At 63.0% G+C, this 23,724-nt stretch carries 17 protein-coding genes; 13 read left to right on the top strand and 4 right to left on the bottom strand.

The annotated features are described in order from the left end of the window. The first annotated feature begins 241 nt into the window (after window positions 1–241). Window positions 242–2,803: a nitrite reductase large subunit NirB gene (gene nirB, locus FBY02_RS23330; protein ID WP_144930461.1), complete on the top strand. Its 2,562-nt coding sequence runs from the start codon at window positions 242–244 to the stop codon at window positions 2,801–2,803. Continuing rightward, window positions 2,803–3,183: a nitrite reductase small subunit NirD gene (gene nirD / locus FBY02_RS23325; protein ID WP_144930460.1), complete on the top strand. Its 381-nt coding sequence runs from the start codon at window positions 2,803–2,805 to the stop codon at window positions 3,181–3,183. The genes nirB and nirD overlap by 1 nt, the downstream gene beginning before the upstream one ends. A 124-nt stretch (window positions 3,184–3,307) precedes the next feature. On the opposite strand, the gene FBY02_RS23320 is transcribed toward nirD, so the two are convergent. From FBY02_RS23320 to FBY02_RS23305, 4 genes are read right to left on the bottom strand one after another with little or no spacing between them, the layout of a single operon-like run. Further along, a complete protein-coding gene (locus tag FBY02_RS23320) occupies window positions 3,308–3,775 on the bottom strand; it encodes a response regulator (RefSeq protein ID WP_144930459.1) in 468 nt (155 codons plus the stop codon). After that, window positions 3,772–6,084, bottom strand: coding sequence for an ATP-binding protein (locus FBY02_RS23315; protein WP_144930458.1), 2,313 nt, complete (start codon window positions 6,082–6,084; stop codon window positions 3,772–3,774). Before FBY02_RS23315 ends, FBY02_RS23320 begins: the two co-directional genes overlap by 4 nt. After that, on the bottom strand, window positions 6,081–6,749 hold the full coding sequence (locus FBY02_RS23310) for a response regulator transcription factor (protein ID WP_144930457.1): 669 nt from the start codon (window positions 6,747–6,749) through the stop codon (window positions 6,081–6,083). The genes FBY02_RS23315 and FBY02_RS23310 overlap by 4 nt, the downstream gene beginning before the upstream one ends. Next, complete coding sequence (locus FBY02_RS23305) at window positions 6,746–7,930, bottom strand: sensor histidine kinase (RefSeq protein WP_144930456.1); 1,185 nt, start codon at window positions 7,928–7,930, stop codon at window positions 6,746–6,748. The genes FBY02_RS23310 and FBY02_RS23305 overlap by 4 nt, the downstream gene beginning before the upstream one ends. Before the next feature lie 185 nt (window positions 7,931–8,115). Between FBY02_RS23305 and FBY02_RS23300 the strand changes: the two genes are divergently transcribed. The 11 genes from FBY02_RS23300 (at window position 8,116) to FBY02_RS23245 (ending at window position 23,723) form a co-directional block, all read left to right on the top strand. After that, entirely contained in the window at window positions 8,116–8,637 is a 522-nt protein-coding gene (locus tag FBY02_RS23300) for an SgcJ/EcaC family oxidoreductase (RefSeq protein WP_144930455.1), read from the top strand. A 358-nt stretch (window positions 8,638–8,995) separates the two neighbouring features. Then, a complete protein-coding gene (locus tag FBY02_RS23290) occupies window positions 8,996–9,505 on the top strand; it encodes a sigma-70 family RNA polymerase sigma factor (RefSeq protein ID WP_144930453.1) in 510 nt (169 codons plus the stop codon). Then, a complete protein-coding gene (locus tag FBY02_RS23285; RefSeq protein ID WP_144930476.1) occupies window positions 9,505–10,449 on the top strand; it encodes a FecR domain-containing protein in 945 nt (314 codons plus the stop codon). Before FBY02_RS23290 ends, FBY02_RS23285 begins: the two co-directional genes overlap by 1 nt. Window positions 10,450–10,516: 67 nt before the next feature. Then, window positions 10,517–12,940: a TonB-dependent receptor gene (locus FBY02_RS23280; protein WP_144930452.1), complete on the top strand. Its 2,424-nt coding sequence runs from the start codon at window positions 10,517–10,519 to the stop codon at window positions 12,938–12,940. A gap of 317 nt (window positions 12,941–13,257) precedes the next feature. After that, window positions 13,258–14,634, top strand: coding sequence for a diaminobutyrate--2-oxoglutarate transaminase (locus FBY02_RS23275; protein ID WP_144930451.1), 1,377 nt, complete (start codon window positions 13,258–13,260; stop codon window positions 14,632–14,634). A gap of 171 nt (window positions 14,635–14,805) precedes the next feature. After that, on the top strand, window positions 14,806–16,590 hold the full coding sequence (locus FBY02_RS23270) for an IucA/IucC family siderophore biosynthesis protein (protein WP_144930450.1): 1,785 nt from the start codon (window positions 14,806–14,808) through the stop codon (window positions 16,588–16,590). After that, on the top strand, window positions 16,583–17,794 hold the full coding sequence (locus FBY02_RS23265) for a type III PLP-dependent enzyme (RefSeq protein ID WP_144930449.1): 1,212 nt from the start codon (window positions 16,583–16,585) through the stop codon (window positions 17,792–17,794). The genes FBY02_RS23270 and FBY02_RS23265 overlap by 8 nt, the downstream gene beginning before the upstream one ends. Beyond that, a complete protein-coding gene (locus tag FBY02_RS23260) occupies window positions 17,791–19,197 on the top strand; it encodes a DHA2 family efflux MFS transporter permease subunit (protein ID WP_256662549.1) in 1,407 nt (468 codons plus the stop codon). The genes FBY02_RS23265 and FBY02_RS23260 overlap by 4 nt, the downstream gene beginning before the upstream one ends. Window positions 19,198–19,213: 16 nt before the next feature. Continuing rightward, window positions 19,214–21,070, top strand: a complete 1,857-nt coding sequence (locus tag FBY02_RS23255; protein WP_144930447.1) for an IucA/IucC family siderophore biosynthesis protein — start codon at window positions 19,214–19,216, stop codon at window positions 21,068–21,070. Continuing rightward, window positions 21,064–21,843 carry an HpcH/HpaI aldolase/citrate lyase family protein gene (locus FBY02_RS23250; protein ID WP_144930446.1) on the top strand — a complete coding sequence of 260 codons (780 nt, stop codon included), beginning with the start codon at window positions 21,064–21,066 and terminating at the stop codon, window positions 21,841–21,843. The genes FBY02_RS23255 and FBY02_RS23250 overlap by 7 nt, the downstream gene beginning before the upstream one ends. Further along, complete coding sequence (locus tag FBY02_RS23245; protein ID WP_144930445.1) at window positions 21,840–23,723, top strand: IucA/IucC family siderophore biosynthesis protein; 1,884 nt, start codon at window positions 21,840–21,842, stop codon at window positions 23,721–23,723. The genes FBY02_RS23250 and FBY02_RS23245 overlap by 4 nt, the downstream gene beginning before the upstream one ends. Window position 23,724: the final 1 nt, after the last annotated feature.

Below are 23,724 nucleotides of genomic sequence, written 5' to 3'. Positions count from 1 at the left end.
TGGCACAGCGGTTTGGCACGCTGGCTGCAAGAGAGCATCCAGGCCCACCGCGAAAACAATCGAATGGGCAGCCCCGTCGGTCAACGAAGATCGAGCGCCAACAGGCCGGGGGAACGGTAGATCGGGCGCAGACGTCGGGTCGATACCGCACAGAACAGGCAAAGACGCCTGGAACCGCAAGGTTTCAGGCGTCTTTTTTTTTGCTTTCAAAACCGTGATGGGCTTTTGTCGGGTGCTTTCTATGAATTCCAACGTTGCTTCCCTGAACAAGCTGCAAACGCTGATCGTGATCGGCAATGGCATGGTCGGTCATCACTGCGTCGAACAACTGATCGAGCGCGGTGCACTCAACCATTACCAGGTGCATGTGTTCAGCGAAGAGCCGATGCGTGCCTATGACCGCGTGCACCTGTCCGAGTATTTCTCTGGCCGTGACGCTGAATCCCTGGCCCTCGGCGAGGCTTCGTTGTACCAGACTCCAGGCGTCACGCTGCACTTGGGTGTACCAGTGCTGGAGATCGATCGCCAGGCCCGTCAGGTCGTCACTGCCGAGAAGCGCATCAACTACGACAAACTGGTGCTCGCCACCGGTTCCTACCCGTTCGTGCCGCCCATCGAAGGCGCCGACGGCGATTCCCGTCTGGTCTATCGCACCCTGGAAGACCTGGACGCAATCCGTGCCGCCGCAACCAATGCCCGCCGTGGCGTGGTGGTTGGCGGTGGCCTGCTGGGCCTGGAAGCGGCCAATGCCCTCAAGACCCTGGGCCTGGAAGCCCACGTGGTGGAATTCGCTCCACGGCTGATGCCGGTGCAGCTCGACGAGCAGGGCGGCCTGGCCCTCAAGGCACGTATCGAAAAGCTCGGCGTCGGCGTGCATCTGTCCAAGGGTACCCAATCCATCACTGCCGGGGAGCACTATCGTTATCGGATGAACTTCGGCAACGATGACTTCCTGGAAACCGACCTGATCGTGTTTTCCGCCGGTATCCGTGCCCAGGACGCCCTGGCTCGCCAGAGCGACCTGCAGATCGGTCCGCGCGGTGGCGTGGTGATCGACGACCAATGCTTGAGCAGCGACCCGGACATCTACGCCATCGGCGAATGCGCGGCCTGGAACGGCAGCATTTTCGGCCTGGTCGCTCCGGGCTACCAGATGGCCCGCAGCGTCGCCGCCCAACTGAGCGGTGAAAGCGGTGAACCGTTCACCGGTGCCGACATGTCCACCAAGCTCAAGTTGCTCGGCGTCGACGTTGGCTCCATCGGCGATGCCCACGGGCACACGCCGGGCTCGCGCAGTTTCCAGTTCATCGACGAAACCAGCGCCAGTTACCGGCGATTGGTAGTAGACGCCGACGGCAAGCGGGTCATCGGCGCGGTACTGGTGGGTGACAACAGCTACTACGACACTTTGCTGCAGTACATGCAGAACGGTATCGCCTTGCCCAAGGATGCCGCCAGCCTGATCCTGCCCAGCTCCGAAGGCGCACCGACCCTGGGCCCGGCCGCGCTGCCTGCGGCGGCGACCATCTGTTCGTGCCACAACGTCACCAAGGGCTCGATCTGCTCGGCCATCGACGGCGGCTGCACGGACCTGGGCCAACTCAAGTGCGACACCAAGGCCGGTACCGGTTGCGGAGGCTGCGCCGCGCTGGTCAAGCAGGTGTTCGAACATGAGCTGGTCGCCCGTGGCGTCACTGTCGACAAGAGCCTGTGCGAACACTTCGCCTATACCCGCCAGGAGCTGTACGCCCTGGTGCGGGTGGAAGGGATCATCAGCTTCGACGAGCTACTGGCCAAGCATGGCCGCGGGCACACCGGTTGCGACTTGTGCAAACCGGCGGTGGGCTCGATCCTGGCCTCGTGCTGGAACCAGCCGATCATGGATCCGTCGCTGGTGCCGTTGCAGGACACCAACGACACCTTCATGGCGAACATGCAGAAAAACGGCACCTATTCGGTGGTGCCGCGCATCGCCGGCGGGGAAATCACCGCCGACAAACTGATCGCCATCGGCGTGGTGGCGAAGAAGTACGACCTCTACACCAAGATCACCGGCGGCCAGCGCATCGACCTGTTCGGCGCTCAATTGCATCAGTTGCCGGACATCTGGGCCGAGCTGATCGAAGCCGGTTTCGAAACGGGCCATGCCTATGGCAAATCCACCCGCACGGTGAAATCCTGCGTGGGCAGTACCTGGTGCCGTTACGGCGTACAGGACAGCGTGCAAATGGCCCTGACCCTGGAGGATCGCTACAAGGGCTTGCGTTCGCCCCACAAGCTCAAGTTCGCGGTGTCCGGTTGCACCCGCGAGTGCGCCGAGGCCCAGAGCAAGGATGTCGGCGTGATTGCCACGGAAAAGGGCTGGAACCTTTATGTCGCCGGCAACGGCGGCATGCGTCCTCGGCACGCGGAGTTGTTTGCCACCGATCTGGATGACGAAACCCTGATCCGCTACATCGACCGCTTCCTGATGTTTTACATCCGCACCGCCGACAAGTTGCAGCGCACATCGGTCTGGCGCGAAAGCCTGGAGGGCGGCCTGGACTACCTCAAGGACGTGATCATCGATGACAGCCTGGGCCTGGGAGCCGAGCTCGAAGCCCAGATGCAACTGGTGGTCGACCGCTACGAATGCGAATGGGCCAACGCCCTCAAGGATCCGGAAAAACTCAAGCGTTTCCGCACGTTCGTCAACGACAAGCGCGGCGATCCGGATGTGCATTTTGTCCGCGAGCGTGGCCAGCGTCGCCCGGTTCACGCCGGCGAACTTCACCTGATTCCCGTCACCGAGGAGGTGCTCTGATGAGCCAGTCAAACGTCGTTCGTATCCCCACCGCCGAAGCCCAGGTGCAATGGCGCGCCTTGTGCAGCCGTGAAGACCTGGTTCCCAACTCCGGCGTGGTCGCCTGGCACGACGGTAGCCAGGTAGCGCTGCTCTACCTGCCCGAACAGCAGGACAAACCGCTGTACGCCATCGACAACCGCGACCCCAAGTCGGGTGCGAATGTCATCGGCCGCGGCCTGCTGGGCAGCATCAAGGGTGAACTGGTGATTGCCTCACCGATGTACAAACAGCATTTCCGCCTGGAAGACGGCCACTGCCTGGAATACCCGGAACAGCGCCTGCGGGTGTGGCCGGTGCGGTTGAATGGGGATGTGGTGGAAATCGGCGAAGAGGAATGACAAGACCAAGGCCTTGTGAAAACCCTGTGGGAGCGAGCCTGCTCGCGAAAGCTTACTGTCAGCCAACATTGATATTGACTGACACACCGCTATCGCGAGCAGGCTCGCTCCCACAAAAGCCTTTCTAAACCTGATCGACCGCCGGTCGATGCTGGCGCAACAACTCGATCTGTTGGGCAGGAATCAACTCACGCAATGCCTTGTAGAGCGCCCGGGTTTCCAGCAGGTTCCAGATGCGCAGCATGGTTTCCAGCGCATCCAGGGGTTTGCTGATGAAGTCCCGGGCACCGAGGGCCAGGGCGCGCAGGCGAGTGTCCCGGGTGGCGTCGGCGGTCAGTACCAGGATCGGTAGGTAATCATTGGCCGGGATCCGTCGGTTGAGTTGCTCCAGCACGGCGAAACCGTCGAACGCCGGCATGTGCAGGTCGAGGATGACCAGGTCCGGCTCGAAGCTGTTGAACAGATCCAGGGTGCGCAGGGGCTCGGTGCTGCTCAGCACGTTATGCAACCCTTCCCGGGCCAGCAGTTGCTCCATCAGGTCCAGGTTGGGGCGCTGGTCGTCGATGATCAGGATGCGCAAGTCGCGATTCATGCGGGCTCCGGTAAATAACGTTCAAGGTGGGCCAGGAAGGCCTGGATATGAATGGGTTTGGTCAGGATCGCCGTGGCGCCGGCATCCTGAAGGGCTCGACGGGTCAGGTCGCTGGCATCGGCGGTAATCATCAGTACCGGAGTGGACGCGGTGGCCGGGGACTGGCGCAAGCGACGCAGGACTTCCAGGCCTTCCAGGTCGGGCAGGGTCACATCCAGCAGAATCAGTTGTGGCGCATGCTGGCGTGCCAGGTCCAGGCCCATCTGGCCTTGCATGCTCGACAACAACTGGATGCCGGGACGGCGTTGCATCAGGGTTTCGATCAACGCCAGGCTCGACAGGTTGTCCTCGATACACAAGACCCTGCCGTGGTACTCAACAGGCGGACGGGTGACCGTCAGGGTCGCGATAGGCGGCAAATGCGCGGTGACGACCTGGGCACCCGGTAACTGCAAGGTGAAACAGCAACCCTGGTCCGGCACGCTGTGCACCTGAAGGTTGCCCTGCATCATCTCCAGCAGGCTCTTGCTCAGGGACAGGCCGAGGCCGGTGCCTTCGACCTGGGGATCGGCGCCCAGGCGTTCGAACGGCTTGAACAACTGGTCCAGTTGCTCCGGGGCAATGCCGCGCCCGGTATCGCTCACGGCAATGGCCACCCGTTTGTCCAGGACAGTCACTTCAATGCGTACTTCACCTTCGGGCCGGTTGTACTTGATCGCGTTGGACAACAGGTTGAGCAGTACCTGGACCAGCCGCTGACGGTCGGCCAGCACGCCGCTGCCCTCAGGCAGCGCGGGCAGTTCGACCAGGCGAATGCCGGCGTCGGCGGCCATGGGCGAAACCAGCGTCAAGGCTTCATGCAGGACGGTCGCCAGGGCGATGGGTTCGATGTTCAGCGGCAAGCGACCGGCTTCGATCCGGGCAATGTCCAGCACTTCGTTGATCAGTGCCAGCAGGTGCTGGCCGGCGCGCAGGATGTGGCTGACCTGGGGACGCTGGCCGGCCGTGGAATCCATGTCCAGCAATTGCGCGAAGCCGAGGATGGCATTCAAGGGCGTGCGCAGTTCGTGGCTCATGCGCGACAGAAACTCGCTCTTGGCCCGACTGGCGCTTTCCGCTTCTTCGCGGGCCGTGCTCAGGGCAATCTCGGCGGCGCGCCGGTCGGTGATATCGCGGGTGATCTTGGAGAAACCGCGCAAGGCGCCGGTGCTGTCGTATTGGGCGGTGATGACCACGCTGGCCCAGAAGCGGCTGCCGTCCTTGCGACAGCGCCAGCCTTCTTCCATGTAATGCCCGTCGCGGGTGGCTTCGCGCAAGGCCATATCCGGATGCGCCGGGCACTCTTCGGCCAGGTAGAACAGTGAAAAGTGCCGGCCGATGATCTCCTGCTCGGTGTAGCCCTTGATCCGTTCGGCGCCGGCGTTCCAGGTGATCACATGACCCTTGGCGTCCAGGGCGAAGATCCCGTAGTCCCTCACGCCATCAATGATCAGCCGCAGGCGCTCTTCGTTGTCGCGCAGGGCTCGCTCGCGTTCGGCAAGCAACTGCCCGGCTTCCACCAGGCGGGTGCCCAGCTGGCCGATTTCATCCTGTTCCGGCGGTTGTGGCCGCAAGGGTTGGCCCAACGCCAGGCGCTGGGCATTGCCTTGTACCTGCTGCACCCGGGCAACGATGCCCTTGGACAGGAATAGCACCGCGACAATCGCGCCGAACAACCCGCACACCGCCGCAAGCAGCGTGGCGAACAGCAAGCGCATGCGGGTGGCGGAGGCGGCGGCGCTGCGTTCGGCGAGCAGGGCATCTTCGCGAATGCGCATGGCGTTGATCTGCTCGCGCAGCACATCCAGCACTTGCTTGTTCTTGATCAGGAGCGCGGTGATGGCCTCGGTGTCGCCACTCTTGCCGCTGCGCAATTCAACCAGCCCGCTGAGTTTCTCGTCGATCAGCGGCGTGATGGTCCGTAGATGTTCGCGCATCCTGGCGTCGCGAACGTTGTGGTCCAGGCGTTGCAATGCGGCTTCGATCAACAGCGTGGCCTGTTCATAGCCGGGCAAAAAGTCCTCCCGCCGGGTCAGCAGGTAGCCGCGCACGCTGGCTGCCGCCTCTGCCAGCAGGGTGTGCACCGCCTGGATATCGCCCTGCACGCGCAACACCCGACGAACATCCTCTTCGGCCCGGGCGGTCTGGCGCTCGGTGGTGTAGATCAGCACCAGTGACAGCAGCAGCACCACCAGCGGCAGGGAAATCACCACCAGCGCCTTGCCCCGCAGCGGCAAGTCGGCCCAGCGGCGGGCGGCGAGATATTTCATGGCCATTGTCCGGCGGGTTGTGCCACCAATCCCAGGGCGATGCCGCGCACGGCGGCCTGGGTCCGGTCGGCGGCCCCCAGCTTACCGATGACCCGTTCCACGTGGGCCTTGGCCGTACCGGCAGCGATGCCGAGCTTTTCGCCGATTTCACGGTTGCTGAAGCCGCTTGCCACCAGCCCCAGCACTTGGCGTTCCCGCGCGGTCAGGGCCTGAAGCGGTGCTGCGGCGCCGGCACCTCGTTCGGTCATGCGCCGTAGCAGGCGCGCACTGACGGAGCTGTTCAGGGCTTCTTCGCCCCGGGCGACGCGTTTGAGTGCGTCCAGCACTTCGTCACGGCTGGCGTCCTTGAGCAGATAACCGACGGCTCCCGCACCGATGGCCGCCTCCAAGTGGTCGGGGCTGTCGTCCATGGTGAAGATCACCACTTTGATGGCCGGTTGGCGCTGCTGCAGGATGCGCGCCGCGCCCAGGCCGTTGAGCACCGGCATGCGGATGTCGAGAATGGCGATGTCCGGCTGTAATCGCTCGCACAGGTCGAGGGCTTCCTGGCCATCGCGGGCCTGGCCGACGACCTCGAACCCGGTGCTGCCGGCCAACAAGGCGATGAACCCGGCGCGGGTGACTTCGTGATCGTCGGCCAACAGCAGCCTTAAAGGAGAGGTCATGGATGTGCTCCGTCGAGAGGCAGTGGCACGCTGGCCAACAATCGGGTGCCGTCGCCGGGTTGGCTGAGACAGGTGAGTTGGCCTCCCAGCAGGATGGCCCGCTCCTGCATGGCAGCCAGGCCCAGATGGCGAGTGCCGTTGGTTTCGATGGGTTGCTCCAGGACAAAGCCACGACCATTGTCTTCCACCCGCAGGACGGCCTGGCCAGCGCCGATAGAGAGTCCCAGGCTCACGTGAGCGGCCCGGGCGTGCTTGAGAATGTTATTGATGCCTTCCTGGGCGATGCGGAACAGGGCAATTTCGGTATTGCCCGGCAGACGCGCGGCGCTGTGTTCGAGCCAGTCCACCGTCAAGCCGGCCTCGCGCAGGCGATCGGCTTCCTTGTCGACGGCTTTGTACAGGCCGAAATCATCCAGCACGTGGGGGCGCAGGCCGCCGATCAGTTGCCGGCCCTCACCGACACACCCCTGGGCCAACGCCAGGATGGTTTGCAATTCGCTCGTCAGGTCGGGCGGCAACACCGGGCAGCGTCCGGCGAATCCCTGCAGGCGCTGATGCAGGCCGGCCAGGTTCTGCGCCAGACCGTCGTGCAGGTCATACGCCACGCGCTTGCGTTCGTCTTCCTGGGCCGTGAACAACCGGTGGACCAGTTCGGACATGGTGCGCTCGCGGGCCTGGAGGGCTTCGAGCAGCCGATGATTCTCCAGGTGGGCGGCCAGCAGGGTCGCCAGCAGTTGCAGGGATTCGATGTCTTCGTTGTCGGGCGCACTGATGACTACGCTGTTACCCAGCAACAACACGCCGAACACCGTGCCGTCGGCGGCTCGCAGCGGGACCCGCAGGATCTGGGGCAGGGGGCTGTCGGGGTATTCGAGCCATTGCGGACCCGGGACCGGTGAATCAGCGAGGCTGGCGAGCCAGTCGAGGCGCTCGCCGCTGCCATGGCAGGCGAGGGCGCTTGCCGGCTGATCAGGCGTCCATTCCAACAACAGGCCATGGTCCATGGCGATGAACGCGCAGGCCCGTTGCACCACGCGCTGGCGCATCTGTGCCAAGGGCAAGCGGGTCAGTTCGTGGCCGGTGCCCAGCAACAGGCCCAGGCGCGCGGCGCGGCTTTGCGACTGACGATACTGGCTACGGATGGCCAGGGCGCTGCCGGGATCATGGGGTGGGCTCTGCATGGGGGCTCCAGCGTAAAGGGGACCGGTCCGGTCGTGACGTCGGTATTAGAACGCGTCATCGGTGCCGGGCCTATCTGCCGATCGGCATAGTCGATCGGCACCGGTTGGCCGATGGCGGAGGCTGTGGCGAACGGCAAAGTGGGGTCATTGAAACCGACGCTATTAATACCGAAAGGAACGCTACGATGAAAATGAAAACCCTGGCCCTCGCCACATTTTTTGTACTGACCACGCCTTTTGTCCATGCCGCCGATGCCACGCCTTTCGTGTATCGCACCGTGGCCGAACAACCCAAGAACGTGAACGACCGGGAGATCGCTGCGCTGTTCGACCGGTGGAACAAGACACTGCAGACCGGCAGTGCCAGCGCGATGACCAGCCTCTACGCGCCGGATGCGATTCTGCAACCGACCCTTTCCAACAAGGTGCGCACCACGCCGGCGCAGATCCAGGACTATTTCGAACACTTCCTGGTGGGCAAGCCGGTCGGCCAGATCAACTACCGGGAAATCCGCCACCTGGGGCCCGATGCGGCGATGGACAGCGGGGTCTACACCTTCACCCTGACCAATGCCGATGGCAGCAAGAAGGACGTGCAGGCGCGCTACACCTACCTCTACGAGCGCCTGAACGGGCAGTGGAAAATCATCAACCATCATTCTTCGGCCATGCCGGAAGTGCCGCAAGTCCTGCACGCCAGCCATTGATATCCCTCGCCACCGAGCGCCCTTGATCCAAAGGGCGCTTTTTTTTGTGTGTCAGAAAGATCCCCGTGGGAGCGGGCTTGCTCGCGAAAGCGCCCGACCAGTCACCAAAAATGCAGGCTGACAGACCGCCATCGCGAGCAGGCTCGCTCCCACGGGGATTGGCGGTCAAACGCGGAAAGTGGGTTCACCGGGAACAATGTGGGAGCGAGCCTGCTCGCGATAGCGGTGGCCCAGCTTGCATCACAACCCTCGGTTTCCGCGCATTTACACATTTCGCCGCATAAAGGGCTTGGATTAGCTCGTGAACATTAATTAGAATCAGTCTCATTTAAGATATCCATGCCCAGGGCCTCTTGACATGTTTGATGCAGCTACGCCGACGGAGCACTCCCTACATGCGTTGTACCGTGATCATGGCGGCTGGCTGGAAGGCTGGTTGAGGCGGCGCATGGGCAACGCCTGGGATGCGGCGGATCTGCGCCAGGATACCTTCCTGCGGGTACTCTCCAGCGCCCAACCCCTGGCGGACCTGCACGAACCACGGGCCTATCTGCTCACGGTGGGCAAGCGGCTGCTGAGTAATTTCTATACCCGGCGCAACCTGGAACAGGCTTACCTCGATGCCTTGGCAAGCCTGCCCGAAGAGTGCGTTCCGTCTCCGGAGCAACGCTGGCTGCTGCTGGAAACCCTGCATGCCCTGGATGAATTGCTCGATGGCCTGCCGCCTCAGGTGCGGCGGGCTTTTTTGTGGAGCCAGCTCGAAGGCCTGGGCTACCGGGAAATCGCCGAGCGCATGCAGGTGTCCGAACGCACCGTCAAGCGCTACATGGCCCAGGCCTATGAGCATTGCCTGCTGGTGGACTTTTGATTCGCCCGGCCCCGTCATCCGAGGCCCGGGAGGTCGCCCGGGCGGCTGCCCGCTGGCTGACCCTGATGGAGTTCGGCGGCAACGAGTTCGACGCCGCCGGCCTGCAACGCTGGCGCGACAGCAGCGCCCACCACGAAGCGGCCTGGCAGAAGGCCCAGCGGCTGCGTCAGCGCTTCGCCGGGGTGCCGCCTTCGCTGGGCATGGCGACTCTGGATCGTCCAGCCTTGCCCCGGCGTGCCGTACTCAAGCGCGCATTGAGCGTCGCCGCACTGGTCCCGACGGCCTGGATGCTGGGCCGAGCGTTGCCACTGGAAGCCTGGCGTGCCGATCTGCACACCGCCATCGGTGAACAGCGACGCTGGTCGCTGGTCGATGGCAGCCTCTTGCAACTGAACACCGACAGCGCCGTGAACCTGGACCTCAAGGCCCGGCGCCTGGTGCTGGTGCAGGGAGAAATGGCCCTGAAGGTCAGCGGTGTCACGCCATTGGCCGTCCAGGTGCCCTATGGGCTGATTACCGTCAGCCGGGGCGAAATCTGCGTGCGCCTGGGCGAGCAAGGTTGCCGGGTGTCGGTGGTCAGCGGTTCGGCACAGCTGCAACCGTTGCACGGACCTGTGCTATCGCTGGAGGAGGGCCAACAGGCCAGCCTTCACGCCGCGGGCGCAGGGCCGGTGACCAGGGTCGACCTGACGCAACCGGGTTGGCGCGAGGGGGTGCTCGTGGCACAGAACCAGCCGTTGGGGGACTTTCTCCGTGAGCTGGGCCGCTATCGCCCGGGCGTGCTGCGCTGGGACGATGCCCTGGAATCGCTTCGGGTAACCGGCAGTTTCCGCCTGGAAAACACCGATAAAGTCCTTGCTTTGCTCTCGGCCAGCTTGCCGCTCGACGTGCAGATGCGTACCCGTTATTGGGTCACCTTGTCGCTTCGCAAAAATATCGCCTGATGCCTGTCCCCTTTTTTTGTCTCGCTTGTCATTCAAGGCAAGTGAACAAAAACGAGAGCTTCCTCCAATGTCCGCAGTAGTACCTTTGCATGTTCGCCCGGCCCTTGCCGGCTGGCGTCCGCTGTTGAACCTGAGTCTCATGCTGAGCCTGAGCGCCAGCCCGTTCTTCATCTCATCCAGCCAGGCCGAGGAAGCGGCCCGGCGCAGCTACCAGGTGCCGGCGGGCAGCCTCAGCGCGGCGCTGACCCGCTTCGCCGGGCTGGCGGGTGTCAACCTGTCGGTGGACCCGGCCCTGGTGAGCGCTCGCAACAGCGCCGGGCTTTCGGGAGAGTATGGCGTGGAGGAGGGCTTCGCCCGGTTGTTGCAAGGCTCCGGCCTGCAACTGCAACCGGTGGGCGAACAGGCCTACATCCTGGCCCCGGCACCGGAGGGCGGCAGCCTGCAACTGGCGCCTACCTCGATTCTCGGCGCCGCCAGCTCGGAGGAGGGCGAGGCGTATGCCGGCGGCCAGGTCGCGCGTCGTGGCTCCCAGGGCTTGCTGGGCTCGCGTGACTTCATGGAAACGCCGTTCAGCATGACCACCTACACCAGCGAGACGGTCAAGAACCAACAGGCCCGGACCCTGGGCGACCTGGTCAACAGCGACCCCTCGGTGCGTGCGACCAACCCGGCGGGTGGGCGGTATGAACAGTTCACCATTCGCGGCTTCAGCCTGTTCAACAGCGATGTGGCCTACAACGGCCTTTACGGCATCCTGCCGACCTATACGATCGACATGGAAATGGCCGAGCGCGTCGACATCCTCAAGGGACCGAGCCAGCTCATCAACGGCATTTCGCCGCGAGGCAGCGTAGGCGGCGGGATCAACGTGGTGCCCAAGCATGCCACCGACAAGCCCATCACTTCGTTCACCGGTAGCTACGCGTCCAACAACCAGCTCGGCGGTGCCGTGGATGTCGGCCGACGCTTTGGCGAGGACAACAAGTTCGGCATCCGCTTCAACGGTGTGAAGCAGTCCGGCGACACCGAATGGGATCACCAGAGCGTGGACCGTGAGATGGCCGTGGTTGGCCTGGATTTTCGCGGTGAGCGGCTGCGTGTCTCCACGGACATCGGCCACACCGAGCGCGATACCGACGCGCCGCAGGAACGTGTGCAGGTCGGCGCCAACGCACAGGTCCCCCATGCCAGCGATGTGCGCAGCAACTATGCCCAGCCCTGGAGCAAGGCACGCACCAACGACACCTTCGGCATGGTGAACGCCGAGTACGATGTCAGCGACTCGACGATGCTGTATGGCGGTGTCGGTGCGCGTGAGAGTCACCATGATTTTCTTCGGCATAATGTTTCGATAACCAATGATGCAGGCGATTTCACTGTTTCCCCCCGTGATTTCTCTCGGGATGAAAGTGTCCGTACAGCCAATGTCGGGGTGCGCAACTGGTTCCACACCGGGCCGGTAAGTCATGAAGTCAACCTGGCCGCCAGCTATTTCTACATGGACTTCACCAACGGCGGCGCCCGCTATGCCAACGGCAGCAGCAACCTGTATGACCCGGTGGAAACCACGACGCCAGGCACCCCTACGCGCAAGGATGACAAGGTCTACACCGAGAACCATTTCAGCGGTGTGGCGTTGTCCGACACCCTGGGCTTCTTCGATGACCGTTTGCTGCTGACCCTCGGCGCCCGCTGGCAACGGGTGGAAGTGGACGACTGGGCTGCGGGCGTCAAAGGTGCAACTGCCTATGACGAGGAAAAAGTCTCGCCATCGGGCGGCATCCTGTTCAAGGCCACCGACAGGTTGTCGCTGTACGCCAACTACATGGAAGGCCTGAGCCAGGGCAAGATCGCGCCATCAACCTCGATCAACGAGGATGAGATTTTCCCGCCGTTCATCAGCCGCCAGGTCGAGGTGGGAGCCAAGTACGACGCGGGTCCGTTCGCCTTGACTGCGGCTCTGTTCCGGATCAAGCAGCCGGCCTACGCGACCGACGCCACGACACGTGTCTTCGGCCCCAATGGCAAGCGCGAAAACAGCGGCGCGGAATTGAGCGTATTCGGTGAACCTCTCAAAGGTACCCGCCTGCTCGGTGGTGTGATGTACATCGACAGCGAGCTGACCGACACCTCTGGCGGCACTTACGATGGCAACCGTGCGCCGGCCACGCCCAAATACAATGTCAACCTGGGCGCCGAATGGGACGTGCCGACTGTGCAGGGCCTGACCTTGACCAGTCGCGGCATCTATTCCAGTTCGCAGTACCTGGATCAGTCCAACACCAAGGACATCGATTCCTGGGTACGCGTCGACGTCGGTGCACGCTACGGCTTCAAGGTCGATGAAAAGAACATCACCCTGCGTGCCAACGTCGAGAACGTGGCGGACAAGCGCTATTGGAGTTCGGCCGGGGCGTCGGATGACAGTGAGCCGGGTCTGACCCTGTCGACGCCGCGCACCTACCTTCTGTCGGCTACCGTGGATTTCTAACACCGCTGTACAGCTCCATGGAGGGAGCTGTTTTTCTATCGTCATATATCGCTTGGATATAATTGATATTAATCTGCAATTATCGGAGGCCTGTCATTCGATATAAAAGCTGATTAAACGGCTTTCGGTAGCGATATTAAATTGCCTTTCTTCTATACGTTTATTCCTGAATACTCCAATTCACTTCGGTGAACTCCTCCTGCGCGTTACTCCAATAACAATCGAATCCGAAACTTCCAATTTATTTGAAATAAATATTGCGCTCATCAGCGAATGAGAATAATTTGCATATCGGGACTTAATCAGGATTGATTCTCATGTTGAATGAAAGCGTTGCACGCATCGATTCTTTGCAGAAGGACAATGCCCATTATCTGCGCCGCCAGGGTCAGTTCGAATCCAATGTGCGCAGTTACCCGCGCAAGTTGCCCCTGGCCATCGCCAAGGCCCATGGCGCATGGGTGACGGATGTGGAGGGCAAGACCTACCTCGACTGTCTGGCGGGAGCCGGGACTCTGGCCTTAGGCCATAACCACCCGGACATCATGGCCAGCATCGATTACTTCATGTCCTCGGGCCTGCCGATGCATACCCTGGACCTCACCACGCCGCAGAAGGACGCCTTCAGTGAAAAGTTGTTGAGCCTGTTGCCTGGGCAGGGGCGTGACTACTGCCTGCAATTCTGCGGGCCGTCCGGGGCGGACGCGGTGGAAGCGGCGCTCAAGCTGGCCAAGACGTTCACCGGGCGCAGCAGCATCATCAGCTTCAGCGGCGGCTATCACGGCATGACCCATGGTGCGTTGTCGGTAACGGGCAACACCGGGCCGAAAGACGCCGTGGCATCCTTGATGCCGGGCGTGCAATTCATGCCGTACCCCCATGAATATCGCTGTCCGCTGGGCATCGGCGGCGAAGCCGGGATCGAAGCGCTGGGCTATTACTTCACCCAGTTCATCGAGGACGTCGAAAGCGGAGTGTCGCTGCCGGCGGCCGTGATCCTCGAGGCGGTGCAGGGCGAGGGCGGTGTCAACTGTGCCCCGCCGCAATGGTTGCGCCGCATCCGCGAGGTCACCCAGCGGCACGGCATCCTGCTGATCATCGATGAAGTCCAGGCGGGCTTTGGCCGCACCGGCAAGATGTTCGCGTTCGAGCACGCCGGGATCGAGCCGGACATCATTGTCATGTCCAAGGCCGTGGGCGGTGGATTGCCGTTGGCCGTGCTGGGCCTCAAGCGAGAGTTCGATGCGTGGCAGCCGGGCGCCCACACCGGTACATTTCGGGGCAATCAGATGGCCATGGCCACGGGCCTGGCGACGCTCAATACCCTGCAGCAGCAGGATTTGCCTGCCCAGGCCGAACGGCGTGGCGCCTGGCTCAAGACCCGGCTGGTAGCACTGCAGCAGCGTTATCCGGCCCTCGGCCAGGTACGAGGTCGCGGGTTGATGCTCGGCATCGAAATCGTCGATGAGCGCCAGTCCCCTGATCGGCTGAACAGCTATCCAGGCGACCCTACCCTTGCTGTGGCCATCCAGAAACACTGCTTCGATCACGGGCTGTTGTTGGAACGGGGAGGACGGCAGGGCAACGTGATCCGCTTGTTACCGCCGTTGATCATCGATGATGAGCAATGTGCACTGGTAATGGAACGATTTGAACAAGCTCTGCAATCTGCACTTTCACAAGAACGTCATTAAACAATTATTCGATACATACGTGGCGATGTAATTCATATCCGTCACTTGATAAACAGCGCTAAACAATTTTCCCGAAAGTTGGGAAGGCGGGCACCTATTGTCCTGGCGCTGAATAAACGAACTTGCCCAGACATGAAGTCATCCGTAACCCGCAGGTTACGAGGAGTAACTATGCAATATCCTGATCGTACCGCTTTATCCCACCGCGTCAGCGAATTGGCCAGTACCCGCGCCTTGCTCAATTGTCTGATCAAGGAATTCGCATTGCCGGAAAACTGCCTGGATTATCACTGGCCCCAGGATATGCGTGGCATTGCCCCCGGAAGTTACCTGGAAGGGCTGCAGTCGAAGGGAATTCCCTTGACGATCAGTCTGCCCAACGGCCAGCAGTTCTTCGTGCTGGTGGATCGTTGCGACCGTCTCGGCAGCCATCGCTACCTGTCCGATGTCTATGCGCGGCAGGGCGATACGTCGTGGAGCAACCTGCCGTTCCCCGAGTTCGTCGCGCAACTGCTCGGCGCCTGTGAGCACATGACCTGCGCCAGCAACGAAGAGCTGCTCGAACAGGTGCTGCAAAGCCAGTCGCTGACCGCCGCCATCGTCGCCCACAACATCGACGGTGCGGGGCCGGCGCCGTTGAGCAACTACCTGGCCAGCGAGCAGGGGCTGTGGTTTGGTCATCCGAATCATCCGGCGCCCAAGGCGCGGCTCTGGCCGGCCCACCTGGCCCAGGAAACCTATGCCCCGGAGTTCCAGGCGCGGACGGCACTGCACCTGTTCGAGGTCCCGCGCGAAGGGCTACGGATCTCCGCCAACGGGCTGACCGAAGAACAAGTGCTGGCCGGGTTCGCCGACCAGAGCCGTGCCCGGCCGGGCCGGGCGATCATTTGCCTGCACCCGGTCCAGGCACAGCTGTTCGTGCAGGACCGGCGGGTGCAACGGCAACTGGAAATGGGCGAGCTGCGAGACCTGGGCACCACCGGTGCACTGGCTAGCCCGACGGCCTCCATGCGCACCTGGTACATCGAAGGGCATGACTATTTCATCAAGGGCTCGCTGAACGTGCGCATCACCAACTGCGTGCGCAAGAACGCCTGGTATGAGCTGGAAAGCACCCTGATCATCGACCAGTTGTTCCAGCGCTTGCAGCAGACCCAGCCGCAGACCCTGGGTGGCCTGTCCACCGTGGCCGAACCGGGCTCCTTGAGCTGGGCGCCCAAGCAGGCGAGCGACGCCGACAGCCACTGGTTCCGCGAGCAGACCGGCGCGATCCTGCGCGAGAACTTCTGCCGTCGCGGCGGCGCGGAAGTGAGCATCATGGCCGGTACGCTGTTTGCCCGGGATATCCATTCCCAGCCGCTGGTCCATGAATTCCTGCAAGGCTTCAACGGCCAGGCGCTGGAGGACGGGCAACTGCTCGACTGGTTCGACCGCTACCAGGCGCTGCTGCTGCGTCCCGTGCTGGCGCTGTTTTTCAACCACGGTGTGGTGATGGAGCCGCACCTGCAGAACAGCGTGCTGATCCACGACGACGGCCAGCCACAGCAATTGCTGCTGCGGGATTTCGAAGGGGTCAAGCTGACCGAGGAACTGGGCATGTCCGGTATTGAGGTCGGCCTGCATCCTCGCGTGCGCCAGTCGTTGGTCTATAGCCGTGAACAGGGCTGGAGTCGCATCAGTTACTGCCTGCTGATCAACAACCTCTCCGAAGCAGTGCTGGCCCTGAGCTGGGAACGTCCGCACCTGGCCCCGTTGATGTGGGAACGGGTGACGCGTCAGTTGCGCAGCATTCGTCAGGAACTGGTACGGCCGGCGCCGGAACTGGATGCGTTGATCGCCGGCGAATCGATTCCCTGCAAGACCAACTTGAAGGTGCGCCTGGCCGCCAAGGCCGATCGTCAGGCCGGTTACGTCCGTCTGCGTTCGCCTTGGGGCGAGGAGGTGCGTTATGCGTGACCTGCCCGAAACGGTAATGGCCGCCATCGATGTGGCTCGACGCACCAGCGAAGACCCGCTGGCGCTGTTTGTCTATGACCTGGAGGCGCTGACCCGGCATGTCAGCGAGGTGATGGCTGCGTTGCCTGCCGGAGTGGAGCTGTATTACGCAATCAAGGCCAACAGCGAAGCGCCGATACTCGCGACCCTGGCGCCCCTGGTCAGCGGTTTCGAGATTTCCTCGGGCGGCGAGATCGAGCGGGTCGTGGCGTGTCCGACGCGCAAGCCCTATGTGTTTTCCGGTCCGGGCAAACTCGATTCGGACCTGCGGGCTGCCCTGGAGAACCGGGTCGAGGCGATCCACCTGGAAAGCCTCAATGAAATCGACCGTCTGCAACGTCTTGCGCAGCAGGTCGGTCGTGTCCAGCCGGTATTCATCCGCATCAACCCTCAGTTGCCGTCGAGCCTGTCGAGCAAACTGGCGATGGCCGGCACGGCGACGCCCTTCGGTATCGACGAAGCGGAACTGCCCGAAGCCGTGCGGCGGGTGCAGGCGTTCAGTCACCTGAGCCTCAAGGGTTTCCATGTGCATGCGATGTCCCACCAGAACTCGGTGGAACGGCACGAGCAACTGTTGGATTTCTACCTGCACCGCTGGTCTGAATGGAAAGCGCTGGCGACCGGGAATGAGCAACCGACCCACTTGAACGTCGGCGGCGGCATCGGCGTCGACTACCTGAGCGGGCAGCGCTTCGATTGGCAGCGTCTGTGCCGGCACCTGGGCAACTCCCTGGCGCAGCATGAGCAGCCACCGGTGGTGCGTTTCGAACCCGGCCGTTTCATCAGCGCATTCTGTGGTTACTACGTGATCGAAGTGCTGGACACCAAGACCAGCCACGGCGAGCACTTCCTGGTCTGTCGGGGTGGCACCCATCAGTTCCGCCTGCCGGCGGCGCAAAGTCACGATCACCCGGTCATCCACCTGCCACGTCGGCGCAAGCCGCAGCCCGATACCGCTCAGACCTGGACCGTGGTCGGCCAGTTGTGCACGCCCAAGGATGTGTTGAGCCGCGGCCGTCAATTGCAGGGGGCCGAGGTGGGTGACTTGTTGGTGCTGCCCATGGCCGGCGCCTATGGCTACAACATTTCCCACGCGGACTTCCTGTGCCATCCGCGTCCGCAGCAACAGTTCGTCGGCGCTACCGCGTCTGGGGCACGGTCGTGACGGTGCCGCGTCACTGGGTGGTGATCAACGTCATGTTGGGCACGCTCACGGTCAGCCTCAATAACAGCTCGCTCAACCCGGCGTTGCCGGCGTTCATGGCGGCGTTTGCCATCGGGCCGCTGATGGCGACCTGGATCGTCGCGGGCTTCATGACCGCCATGGGCATGACCATGCCGCTGACCAGCTTCCTCAGCCAGCGCCTCGGCCGCAAGCGCTTGTACCTGTGGGGCGTGGCGTTGTTCATCGGCGGTTCGTTGATGGGCGTGGTGGCTGACTCGATAGCGCTGGTGATCGCGGCGCGGGTGGTCCAGGGAATTGCCAGCGGGCTGATGATTCCGTTGTCCCTGGCGATCATTTTTTCGGTGTATGCCAAGGACGAGCGGGGGCGGGTCACGGGGCTGTGGAGTGCCGTGGTCATGCTCGCCCCGGCGGTGGGGCCGTTGTGCGGAAGCTTGCTGCTGGAGTGGTTCAACTGGCGCTCGTTGTTCCTGATGAACGTGCCCATCGGGCTGTTGGCGCTGACCCTCGGCCTGGGTGTGTTGCCCGCTTCCGAACCGCCGGAGCGCAAGCCGTTCGATTTCGCCGGGTACCTGCTGATCGCCTCGGGCATCGGCTTGCTGATGGTCGCCACCAGTCGCCTGCATCACGCCGACGGCCTGCTGGATCCGCTCAACCTGGCCATGCTGGCGGCCGGCGCGCTGTGCCTGATCGCCTTCGTGCGCGTCGAGCTGAGCCGTCCGGAGCCGCTGCTCAACCTGCGGATCTTCAACCTGCGCGGCTACCGCCTGAGCGTGATCATTGCCGTGGTGCAATCGGTGGGCATGTTCGAGTGCCTGGTGCTGGTGCCGCTGCTGGTGCAGATGGTGCTGGGCTACAGCGCAATCTGGACCGGACTGGCGCTGCTGTGTACTGCCGGGTTCGCCAGCCTGTTCGGCCAGATGGGCGGCAAGCTGCTCGACCGGCACGGGCCACGGGCCGTGGTGTCGGCGGGCATGTTGCTGACCGGTGCATCGACCCTGGCACTGGGCATGCTCGGCCCGCAGGCCACCCTCGCCACGGTGTTCGTCTTGATGATGGTGCGCGGTGCCGGGCTGGGGCTGTCCTACATGCCGGTGACCACTGCCGGGCTCAATGCCTTGCCGGAGCCGATGGTCACCCAGGGCGCCGCCATGAACAACATCTCCCGGCGCCTCGTGTCGTCGCTGGCCATCGTCATCGCCTCGCTCTGGCTGGAAATGCGCCTGGGGGCCGAGGTCGGGTCCGCACTGCGAACCTCAGGCGCCATCAGCGAAGTATTCATAGCCACCGGCGTGCTGATCCTGCTGGCTTTGCCTTGCGCCTGGCGCTTCCCCATGCCGGAACGGGCGGCCGAGGCGCCGTCCGTGGCCCTTGAACAACGTTAATCGATAAGGAATTCCCATGACGATTTTTGAACAAGCCCCGCAATCTACCGCGCCAGGTGCCTGGCTGGCGGGCACCGATGCCGATGTCCGGGTAAAAGTCCAACAACGGGTGGTCGGTCAACTGCTGCAAACCCTGCTGTACGAAGACGTGCTGGCGTACCAATGCGAGCCGTTTGCGAACGGCCGGTATCGCTTCATCGTGCAAGGCACCGATGCCGCTCAACAACCGGTGCAATACCACTGCAACGGCCTGCGCAGCAGCAGTTTCGAGCTGATCCGCCTGGATCACGCCAGCCTTGAGCGCGTCGATGCCGCGGGCCAATCACAGACACCTGACCTGCACCAGGCGCTGGCCGAACTGCTTGGCGAATTCGCGGGCAGCGCCCATCTGCCGCGCTTTATCCAGGAGCTGGAACAGACCCAGCTCAAGGATCTGCAATCGCGCAGCCAGGGCTACCGTGCACCCCGTGCCGCCCATCGGCTGGATGTGGATGCGCTGGAACAGCACTTCATGGACGCCCATAGTTACCACCCGTGCTACAAGTCGCGGATCGGTTTCTCGTTGCACGACAACACCCGCTACGGACCGGAGTTCGCCAACCCCATCGCCATCGTCTGGCTGGCCGTGGCCAAGTCCTGCGGCGCGATGAACCATTCGAACAAGGTGGATTTCGAGGCGTTCGTCCGTCAGGAAGCAGGGGAGCAGCGTCTGCAACAGCTGGCCGCGGTCCTCGAAAGCCGCGGTCAGTCGCCGGACGCTTACTGGGTGATTCCGGTTCATCCGTGGCAGTGGGAAAACACCATTGTCCCGACGTTCTACCCCGAGCTGCTCAGCGGCGAACTGATCTACCTGGGCACCTCGCAGGATCAGTACAAGGCCCAGCAATCGATCCGCACCCTGGCCAACGCCAGCGCGCCCGAGCGCCCGTATGTGAAGCTGGCGATGAGCATGACCAACACCTCCAGCACGCGCATCCTGGCGCGGCACACGGTGATGAACGGCCCGATCATCACCGACTGGTTGCAACAACTGATCGCCACCGACAGCACCGCCCGCGCCCTGGACTTCGTTATTCTCGGCGAGGTGGCCGGGGTCAGCTTCAGCTACGACCACCTGCCGGCCACCCGTGCGCCTCAGGCCTACGGCACCCTCGGCGCGATCTGGCGTGAAAGCATTCACGCCTATCTCAAGGCCGATGAACAAGCGGTACCGTTCAATGGCCTGAGCCACGTGGAAAACCGCTACGGCCAGGGTGAACAGCTGCCGTTCATCGATGCCTGGATTGCCCAGTACGGTTTGCAGGCCTGGACCCAGCGGCTGCTGGAAGTCACGGTGCCGCCGATCATTCACATGCTCTACGCCGAAGGTATCGGCATGGAGTCCCATGGTCAGAACATCGTGCTGATCACCCGGGACGGCTGGCCGCAACGCATTGCCCTCAAGGACTTCCACGACGGCGTGCGCTACTCCCCGGCGCACCTGGCGCGGCCGCAGCTGTGCCCGACCCTGGTGCCGTTGCCCGCCAGCCACGCAAAGCTGAACCGCAACTCGTTCATTCTCACCGATGACGTGAATGCGGTGCGGGATTTCTCCTGCGACTGTTTCTTCTTCATCTGTCTGGCGGAAATGGCGATTTTCCTGCACCAGCACTATCAGCTGGATGAGACCCGCTTCTGGCAGATGACCGCCGACGTCATCACGGCTTACCAGACTGCGCACCCGCAGCACCGCGAGCGCTTCGCGCTGTTCGATGTATTCGCGCCTTCCTATGAAGTGGAGGCGCTGACCAAGCGTCGCCTGCTGGGCGATGGGGAGCGGCGCTTCAAGTCGGTGCCCAATCCGCTGCACGCCTTCAGGCCGCTGCCATGCTGAGGACCAATCGCCTGAAGTTCAAGCTCGGTGCGGGGCAGGTCGCCTACGGCCTGATCAGTTCGATTCCGTCGGCCGTGGCGATCGAGCTGATCGCCGAAGCGGGCTACGACTTCGTGATCATCGACATGGAGCATGTGCTGATCAACCCGGAAACCGTGGAGCACATGATCCGCATGGCCGAAGCCTACGCCATCACACCCTTGGTGCGGGTGGCGGACCTGAATCCGAAAACCCTGCTGCGTCTACTCGACGGCGGAGCCCAGGGCATCGTGTTGCCGATGATCGAAAGCCCGGCGCAACTGGCCGATGCGATTGCCGCGTGCAAGTACCACCCGTTGGGACGGCGCAGCCTGAACGCCGGGCGCCCCGGTTCGTTTGGCAAACACAGCCTGGCCGAGTACGTGGGCCTGGCCAACGAGCAGATCATGGTGGTGGCGATGATCGAAAGCGCCGAAGGCGCACGGCGTGCGGCGGACATCGCGGCGGTGCCCGGACTGGACATGATTCTCGAAGGCGCGGCGGACCTGTCCCAGTCCCTCGGCACGCCCTGGCAGATCAACACGCCGGCGGTGCAGCAGGCGCTGCTGGAGACCTGGCAGGCGGCCTGCGATGCCGGCATTCCTTATTGCGCCATTCCCCGCCAACCCGACGACCACGCCCGCTGGCGTGCCCGAGGGGTGAACACCTTTGTACTGGGCGACGAGCGCGGCATCGCGTTTCGCGCCCTCCAGGGCCGCTTGGCCACACTTTCAGAAGGACATGAATCAAGATGACTCGCCTGACCTCTCACGCCCTGGCCCACGCCGCCGAAACCGTCATGCAGGATCTGGTGGATTGCTTGCTGGCCGAACACTTTTTCGGCAGTGAGCCATTGCCCCTGGTTGAAATCGGCGTCTGGCAGCAGGCCCATCCGAAAGCACCAGCGCTCGCCGGGCTGACCCCGCAACAGTGTATCTGGGATTGGTGCTACGACCCGACCGAACAGCGCTTCATCAGTATTGCCCTGCGTGCGGGCATCACTCAGCAGTGGGAAAAAGTGCCGGGTACACCGGTATTGGCGCGCCAGGAGGAGCAATGGAGCGTGCTCTCGCCGGAAGACTTCATGAAGCGCGTGTTCGGCTCGATGACCGAGCGCTTCAAGGACAACGATAAAGGTCTGGTGCTGTTTCTCGATGTGCTGCGCACCAGCGTCAAACAGACTGCACAGTCCCTGTCCCATGCGGTCGATGGCCGTGAGCTGATGGCCCAGGATCCGGCGACGTTTTTCCGCACCATGGAACAGTGGGCGTCGTTGCGCGATCGGCCTTATCACCCGTTGGCCAAAGCCAAGCAAGGGCTCGACGACGAGGAATACCTGCGTTACCAGGCCGAATTCGCGCGCCCGGTGGCCTTGAACTGGGTGGCGGTGGACCGCACGCTGTTGCAATGCGGTGAAGGCGTGGGGGATCTGACCCAGTGTTATCCGGCACGTTATCTGTTGCCTGAGCTTCTGCGGGCCCGGCTTGCCGAGGAAATGCAGGCACGGGGCCTGGCCGACAGCCACATCGCGCTGCCGGTCCATCCGTGGCAGTGGGAACATGTCCTCGACAAACAGTTGGGTGAGGTATTCGCCAAGGGTGACTGCCAGCGCTTGAGCTTCAACGAGGGCGACTTCTTCGCCACCTCGTCGCTGCGCTCCATGACGCCGTGCTTCGACAGCGCCGACTACCTCAAGCTGCCGATGGCCATCCACTCCCTGGGTGCATCGCGCTACCTGCCGGCGGTGAAGATGATCAACGGTGGCCTGAGCGAAGCCTTGCTCCACGAGGTCCTGGACAAAGACGCGACCCTGCGTCAGTCGCTGCACCTGTGCGACGAGGCCAAGTGGTGGGCGTTCATGCCGCCCGAGGCCACGCTGTTCGACGAGGCACCACGGCACCTGTCGGCCATGGTTCGTGGCTACCCGAGCGCGTTGCTCAACGACGCCGACACCCGCCTGCTGCCCATGGCCGCCCTGGGCACGCCGCTGCCGGGCAGCAACCGTCACTTCTTCGATGACTGGATGCAGTATCGCAACCTGCCGGCGGACGCCGAGTCGGTCATGACCCTGTTCCGTGAACTGGCCCGCAGCTTCTTCGATATCAACCTACGCATGTTCCGCCTCGGCATGCTGGGGGAAGTCCACGGCCAGAACGCGGTGCTGGTGTGGAAGGACGGCCATGCCGAGGGCCTGCTGTTGCGCGACCACGATTCGCTGCGGATCTTCGTACCCTGGCTGGAGCGCAACGGCATGGCGGACCCGGTGTACCGCATCAAGAAAGGTCACGCCAACACGCTGTACCACGAGCGTCCTGAAGATCTGCTGTTCTGGCTGCAGACCCTGGGCATCCAGGTCAACATGCGGGCAATCATGGACACCCTGGCGCAGGTCTACTCGATGCCGGTGAATGGCTTGTGGCAGGCCCTGCGGGACGTGCTGGACGAACTGATCGAGACCATCGACTTCGACGCCGAGGCCCGGGCGATGCTCAAGGCACAACTGTTCGACGCACCGAACTGGCCGCAGAAGCTGTTGCTCACGCCCATGATCGAGCGGGCCGGCGGGCCGGGCAGCATGCCGTTCGGCAAGGGCGAGGTGGTCAACCCGTTCCGCCGGCTGTCGCTGGAGGCCTGAG

Source organism: Pseudomonas sp. SJZ078 (genome assembly GCF_007828255.1).
Lineage (GTDB): Bacteria > Pseudomonadota > Gammaproteobacteria > Pseudomonadales > Pseudomonadaceae > Aquipseudomonas.
This window is presented reverse-complemented; position numbering and strand designations above follow the sequence as displayed.